The 16,218-nt window shown below is 49.6% G+C and carries 14 protein-coding genes; 6 read left to right on the top strand and 8 right to left on the bottom strand.

All coding sequences use genetic code 11. From position 1 onward, the window contains the following. The first annotated feature begins 33 nt into the window (after positions 1–33). The 3 genes from H6F72_RS31020 to H6F72_RS02945 are packed head-to-tail and all read left to right on the top strand — an operon-like array spanning position 34 to position 1,915. A complete protein-coding gene (locus H6F72_RS31020) occupies positions 34–420 on the top strand; it encodes a phycobiliprotein lyase (RefSeq protein ID WP_348252009.1) in 387 nt (128 codons plus the stop codon). A 15-nt stretch (positions 421–435) separates the two neighbouring features. Then, on the top strand, positions 436–693 hold the full coding sequence (locus H6F72_RS31015; protein ID WP_348252021.1) for a phycobiliprotein lyase: 258 nt from the start codon (positions 436–438) through the stop codon (positions 691–693). Between the two features lie 16 nt (positions 694–709). Continuing rightward, complete coding sequence (locus tag H6F72_RS02945; RefSeq protein WP_190431651.1) at positions 710–1,915, top strand: extracellular solute-binding protein; 1,206 nt, start codon at positions 710–712, stop codon at positions 1,913–1,915. On the opposite strand, the gene H6F72_RS02940 is transcribed toward H6F72_RS02945, so the two are convergent. The 3 genes from H6F72_RS02940 to H6F72_RS02930 all read right to left on the bottom strand — a co-directional run bounded on the left by H6F72_RS02940 (position 1,904) and on the right by H6F72_RS02930 (position 4,301). Next, positions 1,904–2,566: a hypothetical protein gene (locus tag H6F72_RS02940; RefSeq protein ID WP_190431648.1), complete on the bottom strand. Its 663-nt coding sequence runs from the start codon at positions 2,564–2,566 to the stop codon at positions 1,904–1,906. The genes H6F72_RS02945 and H6F72_RS02940 overlap by 12 nt on opposite strands. A 90-nt stretch (positions 2,567–2,656) precedes the next feature. Beyond that, complete coding sequence (locus H6F72_RS02935; RefSeq protein WP_190431646.1) at positions 2,657–3,784, bottom strand: aldo/keto reductase; 1,128 nt, start codon at positions 3,782–3,784, stop codon at positions 2,657–2,659. Between the two features lie 16 nt (positions 3,785–3,800). Further along, on the bottom strand, positions 3,801–4,301 hold the full coding sequence (locus H6F72_RS02930; protein WP_190431645.1) for a bifunctional nuclease family protein: 501 nt from the start codon (positions 4,299–4,301) through the stop codon (positions 3,801–3,803). Positions 4,302–4,708: 407 nt separating this feature from the next. Here H6F72_RS02930 and ribE point away from each other — a divergent pair, with 407 nt between their 5' ends. Then, on the top strand, positions 4,709–5,437 hold the full coding sequence (ribE, locus tag H6F72_RS02925) for a riboflavin synthase (protein ID WP_190432016.1): 729 nt from the start codon (positions 4,709–4,711) through the stop codon (positions 5,435–5,437). 93 nt (positions 5,438–5,530) lie between these two features. On the opposite strand, the gene H6F72_RS30940 is transcribed toward ribE, so the two are convergent. Further along, positions 5,531–6,829 (bottom strand): M23 family metallopeptidase, encoded by a 1,299-nt coding sequence (locus H6F72_RS30940; protein WP_304940943.1) that lies wholly within the window; start codon positions 6,827–6,829, stop codon positions 5,531–5,533. A gap of 137 nt (positions 6,830–6,966) precedes the next feature. Then, positions 6,967–7,794 carry a biotin--[acetyl-CoA-carboxylase] ligase gene (locus H6F72_RS02915; protein ID WP_190431643.1) on the bottom strand — a complete coding sequence of 276 codons (828 nt, stop codon included), beginning with the start codon at positions 7,792–7,794 and terminating at the stop codon, positions 6,967–6,969. 90 nt (positions 7,795–7,884) lie between these two features. On the opposite strand from H6F72_RS02915, the gene pgeF reads away from it, so the two are divergent. Then, positions 7,885–8,691: a peptidoglycan editing factor PgeF gene (gene pgeF / locus H6F72_RS02910; RefSeq protein ID WP_190431642.1), complete on the top strand. Its 807-nt coding sequence runs from the start codon at positions 7,885–7,887 to the stop codon at positions 8,689–8,691. Between the two features lie 170 nt (positions 8,692–8,861). Here pgeF and H6F72_RS02905 read toward each other — a convergent pair whose 3' ends face one another. The 3 genes from H6F72_RS02905 to H6F72_RS02895 all read right to left on the bottom strand — a co-directional run bounded on the left by H6F72_RS02905 (position 8,862) and on the right by H6F72_RS02895 (position 14,047). Beyond that, complete coding sequence (locus tag H6F72_RS02905; RefSeq protein ID WP_190431640.1) at positions 8,862–10,991, bottom strand: hypothetical protein; 2,130 nt, start codon at positions 10,989–10,991, stop codon at positions 8,862–8,864. Positions 10,992–12,038: 1,047 nt separating this feature from the next. Further along, positions 12,039–13,319: an MFS transporter gene (locus H6F72_RS02900; RefSeq protein ID WP_190431639.1), complete on the bottom strand. Its 1,281-nt coding sequence runs from the start codon at positions 13,317–13,319 to the stop codon at positions 12,039–12,041. Positions 13,320–13,579: 260 nt separating this feature from the next. After that, positions 13,580–14,047, bottom strand: a complete 468-nt coding sequence (locus H6F72_RS02895) for a MarR family winged helix-turn-helix transcriptional regulator (protein ID WP_190431636.1) — start codon at positions 14,045–14,047, stop codon at positions 13,580–13,582. A gap of 541 nt (positions 14,048–14,588) precedes the next feature. Between H6F72_RS02895 and H6F72_RS02890 the strand changes: the two genes are divergently transcribed. Then, positions 14,589–16,145: an ammonium transporter gene (locus H6F72_RS02890; protein ID WP_190431634.1), complete on the top strand. Its 1,557-nt coding sequence runs from the start codon at positions 14,589–14,591 to the stop codon at positions 16,143–16,145. Positions 16,146–16,218: the final 73 nt, after the last annotated feature.

The following is a 16,218-nucleotide window of genomic DNA, read 5'->3' as shown; positions in this document are numbered from 1 at the left end:
TCAAAAGAAGTCCAACCGTCATTGTGCAAAGAAATGCTGAGCCTTAAGGGCTTTTTCATTGCTTGTGCCGGGACATGGACAACTGAGAGAACTTACTATTTTGTTGCTGAAAGTAGGATCGAGCGTTCTTATACGGAATACCAAGTTCAACCCCTGACTGCGGCAGACAAAAAGCAGATTTTGCTTCCCTCTGAGACCGCAACATTACAATCACAAGCAACAAAAAATGACTTCTCAGCTTTGATTGAGGATCAAGACAATTTGCCAGGATTTGCGATCGCTTTTAATACTCGCTCCGAGACTGGAGAAACCGTGGCAATGAGCCTGCAAGCCTTATTTGTTGCGGATAGCTTAGTTGTAGCTTCCAATACCACTGGCAACGCGCCGTTGTTGCCGATCGCAGCCCAGATCTCGACCTAACCAGCAGGAGAAACTATTCAGGGGTTTTACCTACCTAATGCAGGTTATTCAGAAGCGGGTACGATCGCGGGTCGCTTTACCTATCAGCCCACTCGTCAAACGTTGGAAATGACAACGTTCTACAATCGTTCTGTAGCGGTTGATCAAATGCGTTTAATTGCACCAAACGTACGCCTCCGCACCATCGTGACGTATCAGCGGCCTCAACCCCACGAAATTCCGAGCGTGATTGATCTAATTGGCTTTGGGGTTGAGCACAAACAGTCGGCGTAGGAGTCGCAGCAGTTCAATGGATCGACGGTCTTTTCTTCAAGGAGTTGGCGTTTTAGGGCTGAGCCAAGCGCTAGCAGGGTGTAACGGTTCAGCCCGCGAAGCTTTGAGGGTTCGCTTACTCAAAAGCTCGATTCCACCACAGATTTTGGACAAATTTCGTCGGAGTCTCCAGCAGCCCGCTCGACTTGACTTTGCCCCAGAGCCTCAACTCGGTCAGTTGTTTCAGCTTCTACAGAATTGGCAGCGTCCAGCAGCCTCCACGCAGCCCCAACCCCAGACCTCCTGGCCATTCGTTTCTCGGAATCGGCAAGGTGCTGCTACAGGAGTACCCGATTTGGTAACTCTAGGAGATTATTGGTTGGCTCAAGCAATTCAACAAAACTTGATTCAACCTCTCAATCCCCAACAGGTGGCCGCTTGGGCCCAAGTGCCCCCTGCTTGGCAAAAGCTCGTGACTCGCGATCGCCAAGGACAAGTGGCGGAGCAGGGTCAAGTTTGGGGCATGCCCTACCGTTGGGGTACGACTGTGATTGCTTACCGTGCTGACAAATTTGCTGAGCAAGACTGGGCTGTGCCTACCGATTGGAGCGACTTGTGGCGACCTGAACTGCGCGATCGCATCTCGCTATTAGATCAACCCAGGGAAGTCATTGGCCTAACGCTGAAGAAATTAAATCATTCTTACAACACAGAAGATTTGACCAAGGTAGCTGCTCTCAGGTCAGAATTGCAGGCGCTCCACCAACAAGTTAAGTTCTATAGCTCCACCAGTTATCTGCAACCCTTGATTTTAGGGGACACTTGGCTGGCGGTGGGTTGGTCCACTGATGTTCTAAGCTTGATGAAAAATAATCGCCAAATTGCTGCTGTTGTTCCGCGCTCAGGCACAAAGCTTTGGTCAGAGCTTTGGGTACGTCCTGCGGTAGCCACCCCAACCGCAGCCAGCAATAACGGCCAACTAAGTTTGTCAGAACAGTGGCTAGATTTCTGTTTACAACCCCAAACCGCGATTCAGCTTTCAATTTTGAGCCAAGCTGCTTCGCCAACATTAGTAGGCCGCGATCGCGCCACTTTACCCAACGCTTTACAGAAGCAGCCAGTCTTGCTACCTGAGCCATCGGTGATTGAGAAGAGTGAGTTTCTCTACCCCCTATCGGCAAAGGCGATCGAGCAATATCAAGCTTTATGGCTTGCAGTGCGCCCAACTTCCTCAAGGGGATGACTGAATCGGTCTACCCAAGCCGTTTTTCCCTAAAGCATCTACAAAGAGGCGGCAGGTCGGTGTTGCCTGAGCAGATGGGCTTGCAGGCGAAAAAGCGCAGGTATAAGCAGCTAACAAGCGGCCCTGACTATTAAAAACTCTGGTGCTAAAGCCGTAATCTCTAGCGGTTGTGCCAAACCAGTCCGTAAATTTGTAGCGCTCCAAGTAATCGAGCAAGCTCCAGACCTGTTGATTCACCACTAAATCTACCCGCCGAGAACTGCCGCTAGCCTCTGGGTAAGCTAACCAAGTGTTGACTAGCTTGCCATTCAGTTGCCGATATTGCTCCTCTAGCCACCACAAACTCGGAATTGTAATATTGCTCTGGCAAATGGTATTGGAAGTGATCACCGCATCACCTACGGTACAAGCACCAGGAGTCAGCAATGGCGCACTTTCTTGCTGTTGCTCAACCAACTCAGTGTCTAGAGGGTCAGGAATAGGCTCTAAAGGCACTTGAGCGAGGAGCGGTTGGCTCAAACCTACTACGATCGCTCCCGCAAAACCTAGCAGTTCCAGCGATCGCGCTATTCTCGCCCTACCAAATGGTAATTTTACTCCTCGCTGCCCTTTGATCTGCACAGTTTTGGCTTGCACAATTCTTGCTTGCACAGCTCTAGCCTCCCAGCCCAGCACTTCACGAAATTAATGACGAACTCGGATAGAGTTAGTATCCCACTCACCGCAAACTCTGGGATTGGATTAGCTCCAAAGCCGCCGACCCACTGGGCCATTTAAGCGCTCATGAGCATCTTGAAGCAAAGCAGGAATATTCAGTTGTTCTGGACACTTTGGTAAGCAGTCGCCACAGTCGTTACAGCGATTTGCTTTCATCCCCGGAAACCAGTGACCTGCATTTTCAAACATACGGTAGCGATATTGGCCGAAATTGGTCATGTCGTAGGCGATCGCTAAGTTCCGTAGCCGTAATACTTCTGGAATCTGAATCGCTTCTGGACAAGGCAGGCAAGCATAGCACTGGCTGCACTGATCTGGCCCTAGTACGGAGGCTTGATGAGCTTGCAGACGTTGCAGAATCTCTGTTTCTGTAGGGTTCAAGGTGCCATCAGAGTCCGCTATGCTCAAAGGCCAGTCTAGCTCAGTTGGGTTGGCTGCTCCGACACTCAGCGTAGTGATGCGGGAGTCACTAAGCAGAAACCGATAGTTGAAATGTAAAGGGGATAAGGGCGCACATAACTCTTGCAGCTTCGGCGGCGGGGTGTAAAGCTGCCCTCCCTTATCAGCAGGCGAGATAATAAACACACCCATGTCTTTTGCCGCTGCCAATGCCACCGCAGGCGCGTTGCGCTGAAAAAAGTAGTAGTAGTGCAGACTCACGAACTGAAATAAATCAGTCGCGATCGCGGCCAGAATCAGCTCTAGCGGCCCGTGGGTGGAGAAACCTACATGTCGGACTCTGCCATCCGTAACAGCCTGTTGCACTGCCTGCATACAGCCGTTTTTCGCCTCAATCCAACTCAGGTGCTCCTCGGTGTTGAGGCCATGTACTGCCAAGCAATCCACATAATCTATGCCTAGGCGAGCCAAAGACTCATCAATCTGCCGAGCCATAGAGGCAGAATCAGGCGTGGGAGAAATTTTAGTGGTGATGTAAAGCTGCGAGCGCGGGATCGCCAATTGCGCCAAAGCATAGCCCAAGTACTGCTCGCTCTTACCGTAGCCCTTGGCTGTTTCTAGATGGTTAATGCCTAAAGCGATCGCTCGGCTGACTGTTTGGGCTGCCATTTCCTCAGAAGCCAAATAGCGCATCGTTCCGAGAGAAAAGACAGACAGCAACAGGTTAGTTTTACCAAACCGACGATAGCGCATGCTTACAGTTAGATTTTTAGGAGTCGTTGCCGAATTCCCGTCGTTGAGTAAAGTCCTCTGGGCGGAGATTTTCTAAAAAACTCCGGAAGGCCTGCCGCTCGGCTTCATCAGCATCTCGATCGACTGGGATCGAGGCATCTGCTACCACTTCCTCCATCACCCAAATTGAGCAATTCGTCCGCAGAGCCAGGGCGATCGCATCACTGGGGCGAGCGTCAATCTCTTTTTTGACCTCCCCTTGCCGAACCGTTAAGATCGCGTAAAAAGTGTTGTCCTGCAAGGAGTGAATAATGATTCGCTCCAAAACCATATCCCACTCTTCCAGGATGTTAATCATCAAGTCGTGGGTAAGGGGCCGAGGTGGCGCTTGGTTTTCGAGTGCATTGATAATTGCCCTGGCCTGGTCCTGACCAATATAGATTGGCAAAGCCCGACGCTCAGAAGCATCCCTCAAGAGTACGATTGGGTGGCGGGTTGCTGCATCCAGCGCAATTCCAGCAACTTTCATCTCAATCATTGGTTTGGCCTCAATCCTTGGCAAAGAGAGTTGTGAGTCGAGAATACACTTGGACTGGTTGGACCTGGAAGCAAGCTCGCATTACCTCTATATACACCTAGTTCTCTATACACTCTTAGTTAACGCAATTCAGACGTATGAAAGTATGACTGGGATAAATAAACTTACAGTAATCCAACCAGGCTATCTCTACCATAGAAGGTGGAGCACAAAATCACAGTTCAGCTTGGTTGTCATTAAGCTTAATTGATTGGTTGACCTTCAGTATGCCCTGATCCCTGACCTGAATCCATGAGTATGTTTCTAAAGTCTAGCGAAGCAGCGGGTCACTCAGGCACAGAGCCAGCCAAAGTCAGAGCTTCCTTTGATCAGAGTTTAGTTCAGCAGTTTTGAGTGATTTAAAAACCGTGTTTACAGGACTTGTGCAAGCACTCGGAACCATCAGACGCTTGGGAGAAGATGAACTCCAAGTCACCTGTACCTCTGGTACCTACCATTTTATTTTGCAAGATTTAGCGCTGGGTGACAGTGTGGCGGTGGATGGAGTCTGTCTCACAGTTACACAAATCTTGCCTCAAGGGTTTCTAGCCGCCGTTTCCCCCGAAACCATCCGTCGCACCACACTAGAAAAACAACTAGAAGCAGGTTACGTCAACCTGGAGGCATCGCTGCGGGTGGGCAGTAAGCTTGGAGGTCACTTTGTGACAGGTCACGTAGATGGGATTGGGTGCCTCCAGGCAGCAGAGGAAACGGGTAATTCTTGGGAAATGAGTTTTACGGTGGCTGATCCAGCGATCGCCCGCTATATCGTGCCGAAAGGCAGTATTGCTGTCAACGGTGTCAGCTTGACTGTAGCGGAGTGCAACACCACTGGCACTTGGTTTAAGGTGGCCGTGATTCCTCACACCTACGCTGAAACCAATCTGCATTATTTGCAGCCAGACAGTTGGGTAAACTTGGAGGGCGATGTTCTGGGCAAGTATGTAGAAAAGTTTCTCCGTTTCGGCTCTGGGCAAGCGCTAGAACACACCCTCAACTCAGCCAGCTATAACGAGCTATCCAATGATTCGGAGTCAACCCACCCAAACTCTGAGGTGATTACTCCCACCTTCTTGACCGAACACGGCTATTTATAAGCGGACTCACCGCCTAAAACTGCCTAAAACTGTTAAGGGAGAGTTGGGACTGCTCTCCCTTACTTTAGCGATCGCTATGTAGCTGTGTGGCTCCTAACCTTGAGGTTGAGGAACTAGCTTAGCGGCTGTCTGGGCAGTTTGTAGAGACTTAATGAGGTCAGCGGCGGCTAGCTCTAGCTGTGAACCAGGATCTAGCGTCACCCAACCATTCGCCGTTTGTTGGCGCAATTCAAAGTGTAAGTGGGGGCCAGTGGAGTTACCTGTGCTGCCAACCCGACCGATTACAGCTCCTTGCTTCACCACCTCGCCTGGTTTGACGAAGATCTCCGAAAGGTGAGCATATAAGGTCTCTTGCTTGCCTTTGTTGTGATCGATTGTCACGGTTAGGCCATAGCCACCCAGGAAATCTGCGATCGCGACTTTACCCGCATAAGCTGCCACAACTGGCGTTCCCATTGGGGCACCCAGGTCGGTACCAGAATGGAAACGGCTATCTCCGCTAATCGGGTGAATGCGCCAACCAAAGATGGAAGTAATGGGAGCAGGAAGTGACAGGGGGAAGATCAATCTGAGGTTGCCATTCCCCAAGCGGCCTGTGGGGCGAGCGGTCTGGTAGTAAAACGAGCGGCCAGAAGCAGTCGTTTGGCCAATGCCAATCCCTCTAGCACTGATGTTGATTGGGCCTAACTGCACTGCTGGTGAGTTTGAGGCGGCAACCCATTGACTGCCGCTTTGACTGCCACCTGATGTGCTCGCCCAAGTATTCTCTACAGAGCCAGGACGCCAAGGCGCAGATTGAGCCGAAGCAGGCTCTGGGGCAGTGCCACAAATGCCACCGGATAAGCCTTGGCCTCCCGATAGAACCGCTTGACACCCTGTTGAGCGTTCCGATAAGACTACCGAGCTAGGCTGCTCGTAAGGGTCGGTGGCTCCCAGGTTGTAACGGGTCGGGTCAATATAAGCGTTGTTGTAGTTCGGCGGCTCAGACCCTGCTGCGACCGCGTCAGGTGAATTGGCTGCTGGCGGGGCTGCAATTGGCTCCTCTTGAGTTGGGACAGCCAAACTAGGAACAGGCTCTTCTTGCGCTGCGATCGCGGGCTCTGGAGCGAGTTCTGGCGCAAATTCTGCTGATGCTTCTGGCGCAAATTGTTCTGGCTCAGCGACTACAGCAGGAGCATCAACGGGAGCGGCTTCTATAGGAGTGGCTTCCAGCGCTGATTGAGGCTCAGAAATTGCAGGTACTACAACAGAATCCACCGGAGCGGTTTGGGCTCCTAGCGTCCCTGCACTCAAAAGTCCAATTCCACCCAGACAGGCAAGGCTTTGCATCCAAAGCGGACGCTGACGGGAGGTTTTGAGCGTAGGTTGGGCAGAACGAGTCTGCTGGTTCATTTCAGTCCCCTTATTACGCATTTAAGTCGCTCAAGCTAGCAGTATCAGTCGTTTTATTTACTTAATTTGTTCCTCGGCTGTCATCCCACGGGGGGATGAGCTTCAGATTAAGGGCGCTTTTTTGATTGTTTTTGGAACTAGACATCATAACCCAGACTGATTGTACCGGGCTTTAGCAGAATTTCCCTAGAAGACGGGCTGTTGGATGCTGAACGGATCTGTAATTCCCCATTTGCCGAGACTCCTACAATAGTCCCCGTGACACCGTCAAGCACAATCGAGCGGCCTAAACTCGTCAACAAGCTTAGGTAAGCAGGCAAGAGGTTTTCTATCCCTTCTTGTCGCCAAGCTGCATATCCGGACGCAATTCCTTGTAGCGCGATCGCAGCCAACATTTCTAAGGAATCAATCGCAGGTTGCGTCTGTTCTGCTAAGGCCGCTGCCAAGTTGATTCCCGTAGGAGGAACTGGATTCGTCCAGTTAATACCGACGCCCACCACGGCTTTGGTCACTTGACCTTGACGAATTCGAGTTTCAGTCAAAATGCCTCCCAACTTGCGCCCGTTGAGCACTAAATCATTTGGCCACTTCAACTGCACAGGTAAGTTATAGCTGCGTAGCGCTGTCGCAATTCCCCAAGCACTACACAAAGTCAGTTGAGCACTATTGGCAACTGGTAAAGCAGGACTGAGCGCGACCGAGAGGTACAAGCCCCCTAAAGGAGACTGCCACTGGCGGCCCCACTGTCCGCGCCCTGACTCTTGCTGCAAAGCTAAAACAGCAGTACCCGCGATCGCGCCCTGACTGACCAACTCCCACAGGGTTTGATTCGTAGAAGCTAAAGTCTCGAATACCTGCAACGACAGGGGCAAAGCATTGGAGATATGGGGTGGTTGAAAGACGGTAGATAGATGGTGGCGTACTTGCTGTAGCGCTAGCTCAAACCGTTGATGCTCAAATCCCACGGGCAAAAGTCTGGAGAGATCGTCGCTTAGGCTAGCATGGACTCATTGCTTTTTGACTGATTTCGTTTTGTAAAGCTCTGAACCTTCTTCATGCACACTTGGCATTGGCAAACTTGGGACGGACGGCCTTATCTTACCTGTAGCCTTTTAGAGAGATGGTCTCATGGCTTTTTTACGCAACATTTTTGGCCCCAAACGCCAAGTCATTTAGTTAGCGCCTTACAGTCAGAGGCTCAGGTTTATAGAGTCAGGCAGGTACACGGCAACGTAGTTTTAGCCCCTTCAGAAATTGAACTCAGTCGTACTTCTGGCAATGACACGAGTGCTCCCGAACCAGATTTGCCACCTGCTGATGGTTTACTAACCGAACGAGCGGAGCAAGCAGTTTGGGTCTGTAGTGCTGACTGCACGCCCGTACTAATTGCGGATGCGACAACAGGTCAGGTTGCGGCTGTGCATGCAGGCTGGCGTGGGACTGCCGCTAAAATTGTGCCGCAAGCGATCGCTCGTCTACAAGCCCAAGGCAGCCAACTGCACAATCTCCGAGTGGCGATGGGACCCGCGATCGCCGGAGATGTATATCAAGTCTCGCTGGATGTAGCAGCAGTTCTGGGCGCAACCATTACTCCAGTGGCTGATACTGCTACCAAGGTCGTCATTGAGCAACTTCACGCGCTGCCTGAGCCACCTGTACTTGCTGATGCAGAACCCGATCGCATCCGAGTTGATGTGCGGCGAGTCAATGCTTTGCAGTTAGAACAGCTTGGCCTTAGTCCGGAACAAGTCGCGATCGCCCCCCACTGCACCTATCAACAGCCAGAACACTTTTTCTCCTACCGTCGTGATGGCTTAAAACGAGTGCAATGGTCTGGTATTGTCAGCCAAGCAGTTGCTTGATTGATTCAAGCGATCGCCGTTGGAGTGCATCTTAAAACTTTGTAGATGAATCTTGAATAAAAATCGCCCCAGGAATTAGCCTAGGGCGATCGCCTCACAACTTTTTAGAACTTTCCTAGTCTGTCCTTAGTTACACGGCTAACCAAGGTCATAAACTGGGGAGTTGCCAACTATGGGTTGGTGCTGGGAGCAGGAGTGAACTGAACCGTTCCAGTACCCGCTGGGCTAGAGAAGTTGATGGTTGTTGAGTCATCACTCGTGCCAGTGGTAGGGCTGGTCGTTGGGGTGGTAGAGCCAGACTCAGTCGGGGTAGCCTCGGTTGTGGTATCAGTCGTACTTGGGCTGGATTCAGTCGTGGTGGACTCAGTTGCACTAGACTCAGTTGTGGTAGCCTCAGTTGCACCAGACTCAGTCGTAGTGGTGGATTCAGTTACACCGGACTCAGTTGTGGTGGTGGATTCGGCTGCACCAGACTCAGTTGTGGTGGACTCAGTTGCACCGGACTCAGTCGTGGTGGTCGACTCTTCGGTAGTACCAGTGGTGGACTCAGTTGTTGGAGTAGTAAAGTCAGTGGTACCAGTGGTGGACTCAGTGGTAGTCGATTCTTCAGTGGTACTGGTAGAGGTGCTGGATGCGGGTGGTAGTTGTCTCAAACCAACCAAACCGGGGAAGACACGGCTGGAAGGACCAACGAGGACATAAGTTGTCTGTCCTTGGCGACCACGCGCTACCCGACGACCACGACCACGGCCTTCATTACGTTCACTACGGCGGACCTCAAGCTCGTTATCATCATCATCGTCACCGTCGTCATCACTGTTAGACGGAGAGACAACGTATGCAACTTGGCTAGTTGAGAGCGAGTCAACGGTGAAGAGTTGAATGTAAGTGGTTTGGGCTGTGAAGCTGCCGCTAGCTGTACCGCTGGATGCACCACCCGTTGTTGTAGTTGTGCTGCCAGTCGTACTGCCTGTGGTTGTACCACCTGTAGCACCACCCGTTGTGCTACCTGTGGTTGTGCCACCAGTGGTTGTGGTGCTACCAGTAGAACTGATGCCAATACCACCTACATTGATTTCTGCTTCACCAACACTGCTGCCTTCTAACTTGTTGGCACCTACTTCAATCTTGAACTTGGTGTTGCTGTTGGTGCTCTTGTAACCAACTTCACCTGTTGCAGTATCAAGCTGAGTATTACCAATCCCCTGACCTTCAATCTTGAACTGGGTGTCACCCTTGAAAGCAATGTTGCCAGTTACGCCGGTGCTAGTGATACCACCAAGTTTGAAATCTGTGGGACCATCACTCCGACCGTCGATCTTGAAGTTTGTGCCCTCAATTTTGAAGTCTGTCTTGCTGCTAGCACTATCGAAGTCAACAGTGCTGTTGGTGCCAGTAGTGCTTACAAAGGTAGTTGTACCGTTGCCTTTACCTTCAAACTTAAATTTGGTGTCGCCACTGCCAATGGGATTGCTAGGAGGCAAATTTGGCTGAGTACTAGCGGTAGTGAAGCGATAGTCAGAGGGTAGAGCGATCGCACCACCAGGGAGATTGGCCTCAAACTGACCTACGTAGAGCTGACCATCTTGCGCTTGGAACGAACTAGCGGACTCTTGAGACAGAGTTACCCCAGTGATAGGCAAGAAGATGGGGGGTGCAGAACTGTCTGTTGAGCTATTGCTGGAGGTGTTGGTCGAAGTATTAGTTGAGGTATTGGTCGAAGTATTGGTTGAAGTGTTGTTAGAGGTATTACTGGAGGTATTACTGGAGCTACCCGCACTTGTTAGCGGGGTAATCAATGTACCGCCGATCAAACTGTCAGGTGCAAAAGAGTTGAGTTTGAAATCCAGAGTTGTTTTTACATTCTGAAAGAATACTGGGTTGCCTGTGGCTGTAAAAGCACGACCAGAGAGCAAACCTTGAAGTTGTCCAGTTTCACCGCCCTTGGGCACACCCGTAGTGGCATCTAGACGACCAGCAGTGGGGGTAAAGCGAGAGTTAACCGTTACACCCGCTGACGTTTCTAATCTCAGTTGACGAGTTCTAGCATCGAATAGAACTGTGTCGCCACCGGGAGCGGGAGTAGAGGTAGCGGAAGTAGTGCTGGTCTGGTCACAACCACAGCCGCTTGTTGTGGTTGTAGTTGTGGTTGTAGTTGCGGCATCAGGCACAAAAAACGCTGCATCGCCACTTGTCCGACCGCCAGTTACTGAAATTTCAGCCCGAGCGGTCGTTGAGATCGCCAAGCTTCCAGCTAAAAGACCCAAACAAACAACATACCGGGTTGATTGATTAATCACAGAAGAATCCTCACTGAACGGTGAACAAACAATGGACAGAAAACGCGACTCCAGCAGCAGGGAATTCAACTAAGTCCAAAAATTTTTAGTCCAGTCATCCTGAGCTGAGTCTTGCTAGAGAGTAAGTAATAGAATCAGTAGATGTCTAAAAAGAAACAAGGTTTAGAGGGTATTAGCAACCGTGTTTTTCTAAAAACGCTTCGCTCAAGCTGATTACAAAAGTTAAGCGCCTTTAGCTTTACTGGTCTAACTGGATACCCGTATACATTTAGAACGCTACTTGAGAGTAGAAGTTCCCGACTGGGCTGTTTTATTTTTGAGTAACAAAATTGTATTAGATGAAGAGAGTACAGACCTAGCTCCGAAATCATCAACAGCCCTGTCAATGTTTGCCATTAACTCCACAGTCGTGATAGATGCCTGACCTTAAAAGCGCGATCGCTTATACCTTTGCTACCTCGAACTAAGAGTAACGCTAGAGAATTGGTTCTACCACTCATCTTTGCGACATACAAAGCTTAACTTCCAGTTCTAGACTACTCACAGACTAGACGGGTGCAATCATAGTTTTTAGATCTTTACTAAAACTTTGCACCTAGCAAGAGTTTTTAAGTTGACCATTTACCCATCTGAGCTGACTTAGAAAAATTGCTCTAATCGTTAGCTGGTGTACTGTCAGTATCAACTGCTGGATAAATTCAAATATTGCTGCATTGCTGATTGAGCAACATTTTGAAACAAAATACTGCAATCAGATTATGCAGACTACTAACCAGTTTTCTATCGATTCAGGTTGCTAGAAGTGGCTTGAAGATCATCTATCTTGATGCAGCAGAAGCAAGAAATTTAATAGTAAATACGGTACTGACGCATGCTCTCAGTAGTGGTGTAACCCACAAGTACCAGTGTTAAGAAAATACGTAAGTAGCGATCGCTCAAGTTTATGTTTTTAATCAATGCAATCAACTAATTTATTGAGCGTTTCAGTACAGGTACTTAATTTTTAAGGATTTTAGCTACCAAAATCCTCCGAGAAATCCGCGATCGCTAATGAGCTTTAGAAAGCACACCCATGCGTAGGTAAATTGGTCGAACTAATTTTCGTAACGCGGGTAGCTGTCTGGTAAACAACAAAGATCCCAGAATACAGAACAACCCACCAATTACTAATGTATTGGCAGCTCCAATCTGACTGGCCAAGCTACCTGCTGCTAAGTTGCCAAACGTCACCATACTAATGAAGGCAACGGTATAGAAACTCATTACACGACCTCGCTTATCTTCATCCACAATCGTTTGCAGAATCGTATTGCTAGAGGTCGCTTGTAAAATTAAGCTTGCGCCTACAAACAGCAGCGCCAGCAAGGACAACCACAGTACGTGAGACAGAGCAAAAACAATCAGCGCTAAGCCAAACACAGCAGGGGCAGTAGCAATGATTTTGCCAAGACCAATGATGGTTTGCCGCGAACTTAGGTAAATGGCTCCCATCAACGCCCCCAATCCAGAAGCGGCCATGAGAAATCCTAACGTTTGAGGGCCACCCTGTAGAATTTCAGTTGCAAAAATAGGGGCTAGAACAGTGTAGGGCATGCCCATGAAGCTGACTAAAGCAATAAGCAACAACAGGGAGCGGATAGGTGGAAATCCAAAGGCGTAGGTGAAGCCCTCGGTTAGCTTTTGCCAGATAGGTTCTTTGCTTGCCTTCAGCTTGAGTGATCTGGCTGGTAATCGCATCGCCAACAATCCCGTGATTACAGCGATATAGCTAATGCCATCAATTAGAAAGCAAGCCCCAGTGCCTACGGCGGCAATCACAAAGCCAGCGATCGCAGGACCAATCAACCGTGCCCCACTAAACACAGAAGAATTCAAGGCGATCGCGTTACCCAGGTTTTCTTTTTTCTCCACAATCTCTACTACAAATGCTTGGCGAGTTGGCATATCAAAGGCATTGATAAACCCTTGAAATACACTCAAGGCAATAATCTGCCAAATCTGAATGGTGCCAGTCAAGGCTAAAGTTGCTAACGCCAGCGACTGGATCATTGCCAAAACTTGAGTAATCAACAGCGTGCGATGCCGATTCCAGCGATCGACAAATACACCAGCAAAGGGAGTCAACAAAAAGTTAGGAATTTGTTGAGCAAAACCCACGACCCCCAATAGCAAAGCAGAATTAGTCAGGTCATACACCAGCCAAATTGTCGCGGTCTGGGTCATCCAGGTGCCAATTAAAGACAAACCCTGACCTGCAAAAAATAGACGGTAGTTTCTTGACTCTAAAGCTCGAAAGATCGAGTTGAGTCTTCTGGTGTCCAGCCTCATGCTTGATTGTCCTAGTCTCTAACGCTGACTGCTTTACTCAAGCTACTAACTGGTTGTTCGCCAGAACTCTACCTACAGCCCAGTTCACAGCAAACTCAAGTGGAAATCAACCGTCGCTTCAACAGACTTCCAATCACAAACAAGACTCATATCCTGAAATGCTGCGTGAATTGAATCTAACTTTGACCAGAATCTGTTGGACCAATTTGGTAGAGGTCCTGGCACTCAGCCCATTGTTTTATCTAGAAAATATTCATTATCTAGGAAATATTGGCAATCATTTGGTCCAGTAAGTCTGAGAACTGCTGGCGCTCTGATGACGAAATTCCAACCAAGGCACTGTCGCGAATTTCCACTGCGATCGGAGGCAACACTTCATGCAACTGTTTGCCTGCATCTGTCAACCAAATTCGCCAGATTCGCCGATCCTGAGAGTCTCGTTCTCGCCGGATTAGCCCTCGCTCTTCCATGCGGTCTAGAACGCCAGTTAAAGTTCCACCCACTTGTTGCAGTTTCTCGCTGATGCTGGAAGTTGCCAAGCCATCTTCTTCCCAAAGACAACACAGCACTACCCAGTGAAAGGGAGTCAGTCCCAGAGGTTCTAGGCGTTCTTGAAACTTACGGCTCAAGAGCTGAGAGAGTAGCTTGATGCGATAACCCAAGCCGTGGGGAGCCAATACTTCCTGCCATTCCTTAGGTAACTTTTGCTTGGCAGGGGAAGAGGTCATTGCAGCTCCAAGTGGCATTACTTAGCACGCTTACTATTTTAATGGAGTGAGTTCTATTTTGAGTATTCAGCAGCACATATCTCTAAAAAAATAGCCCCCAGAGGTCGTTGGGGGCCAGCTCCTAAAGGAGTGATGAGGTAACACTTAGTACAAATGTATTGATAATCTAGCATTTTGTCAACTGTCTCAGCGAATTCCTAGATTTATAGTTTTGGCTTAGCTGAAACAAGCAGTCTGAATCAGTGCGATCGCCTGTAGAGAGCTTAACTGCAAAATTAACCACCCCAAAAGGTGAACCAAGTACGAAATTGTTACAAGGGATACAGAACGAACTGCCCTGAAATTGGTGCAATCATTTTTACTTGCTAACCAAGATCTTTAAGTCTTTCTAGTTAGGCGTTCGGCTCTCGGAGTGGCGCAATTGTCGATTATTTCTAGCAGTCTGCTCGTAGCAAAGTTGAGGGTGGCTTTGCTTGCAGTCAGGCTGTAGTTTTCTGTGCGAGTTCACTGCCTTAGTTCACAAAGGAATCATTCACTGGCAATGTCAAAACTAATGCTCACCAAGAAGTCGCGGGGCAGACATAGACAGCTGTCCTTACCGAAAGCGGCCAAGTGGTTTTCTCCCAACTGGTACGCCAAAATGCTCTCACCAAGCTGGCAAGCCTGCATTCCTTTAGCCCTCGTCATCGTGCTGGCTTGGGGCTACGCGGGTGTCGCTCAAACCGCTCCTAACTTGACAGATGTAGCTAAGGCGACGTCTGACCTAAAAGTGGGCTTAGACACCATGTGGGTAATGGTAGCCGCAATGCTGGTGTTCTTTATGAATGCTGGCTTCTGCATGCTAGAAACTGGCTTCTGTCGCCAGAAAAATGCGGTTAACGTTTTGGCTAAAAACTTAATCGTTTTCGCTATGTCTACCATTGCTTTTTGGGTCGCGGGCTTCGGCTTGATGTTTGGCGGTGGTAGCGAGTTTATTGGTACCGATGGCGTCTTTTTCCTCTCTGGTGTTGACAACAGCCCAGCCACCCTGGATGCCTACCAAGGAGCCTATGGTTCACTGAACTGGGCAGGTGTCCCGCTGCTGGCAAAGTTCTTCTTCCAACTTGCCTTTGCGGGTACTGCTGCGACCATCGTTTCCGGTGCGGTGGCAGAACGAATCAAGTTTGTTGATTTTCTAATCTTCAGCTTGTTGCTAGTCGGCGTTGCTTACCCACTGACAGGACACTGGATTTGGGGCGGTGGCTGGCTCGCCGACCTCGGTTTCTGGGACTTCGCAGGCTCAACGGTAGTTCATGCTGTGGGTGGTTGGGCTGCACTGCTGGGTGCGGCGATCTTGGGACCCCGCATTGGCAAGTACAACGAAGATGGCAGTTCCAATGCCATGCCAGGACACAATATTGCGATCGCCACCCTGGGTTGTTTAATTCTCTGGCTAGGCTGGTTTGGCTTTAACCCAGGCTCCACCATGAGCATCACTTGGCAAATCGGTCACATTGCCATGACCACCAATCTTGCTGCTGCCTTTGGTGGTTTGGCTGCGACCATCACCGCCTGGATCATCTTAGGCAAGCCTGATCTCTCAATGGTGATCAACGGCATCCTAGCAGGATTAGTTGCGGTCACAGCCTCCTGTGCCTTCGTCCCAGTTTGGGCATCTGCCATCATTGGCACGATCGGTGGAGTGATGGTTGTCTTTGCCGTTCTCTGGATCGACCGTCTAAAAATTGATGACCCTGTAGGCGCAATCTCGGTTCACTTAGTTAATGGCGTTTGGGGCACGATCGCCGTCGGTCTGTTTGCCGTTGGTCCTAACGTCAAAGTGGGTCAAGATATCCTCTACACTGCTGGTCCTAGCACAGGTTTCTTACTGGGCGGCGGGCTGAATCAACTAGGCCTGCAACTCTTAGGCACCGCGGCTATTGCTTTGACTATCGGAATTCTCTCCGCTATCTTCTGGTTCGCCCTCAAGGCAACCTTAGGCATTCGCGTCTCGCCAGAAGAAGAACTCAAGGGTCTGGATATTGGTGAGCACGGTATGGAAGCGTACAGTGGATTCCTCAAAGATGCAGGCGGCATGACTGGTAGCACCATTCGCTGAGATTGAGTTTTCTAAATTTAGCTAACCTATCGGTTGCTAAATCAGCTTAGTTATACCTTCTGGTCAAGAGCTT

It is taken from the genome of Trichocoleus sp. FACHB-46 (genome assembly GCF_014695385.1).
GTDB lineage: Bacteria > Cyanobacteriota > Cyanobacteriia > FACHB-46 > FACHB-46 > Trichocoleus.
The sequence above is the reverse complement of the archived record's forward strand: the minus strand, read 5'-3'. Positions and strand labels throughout refer to the sequence as shown.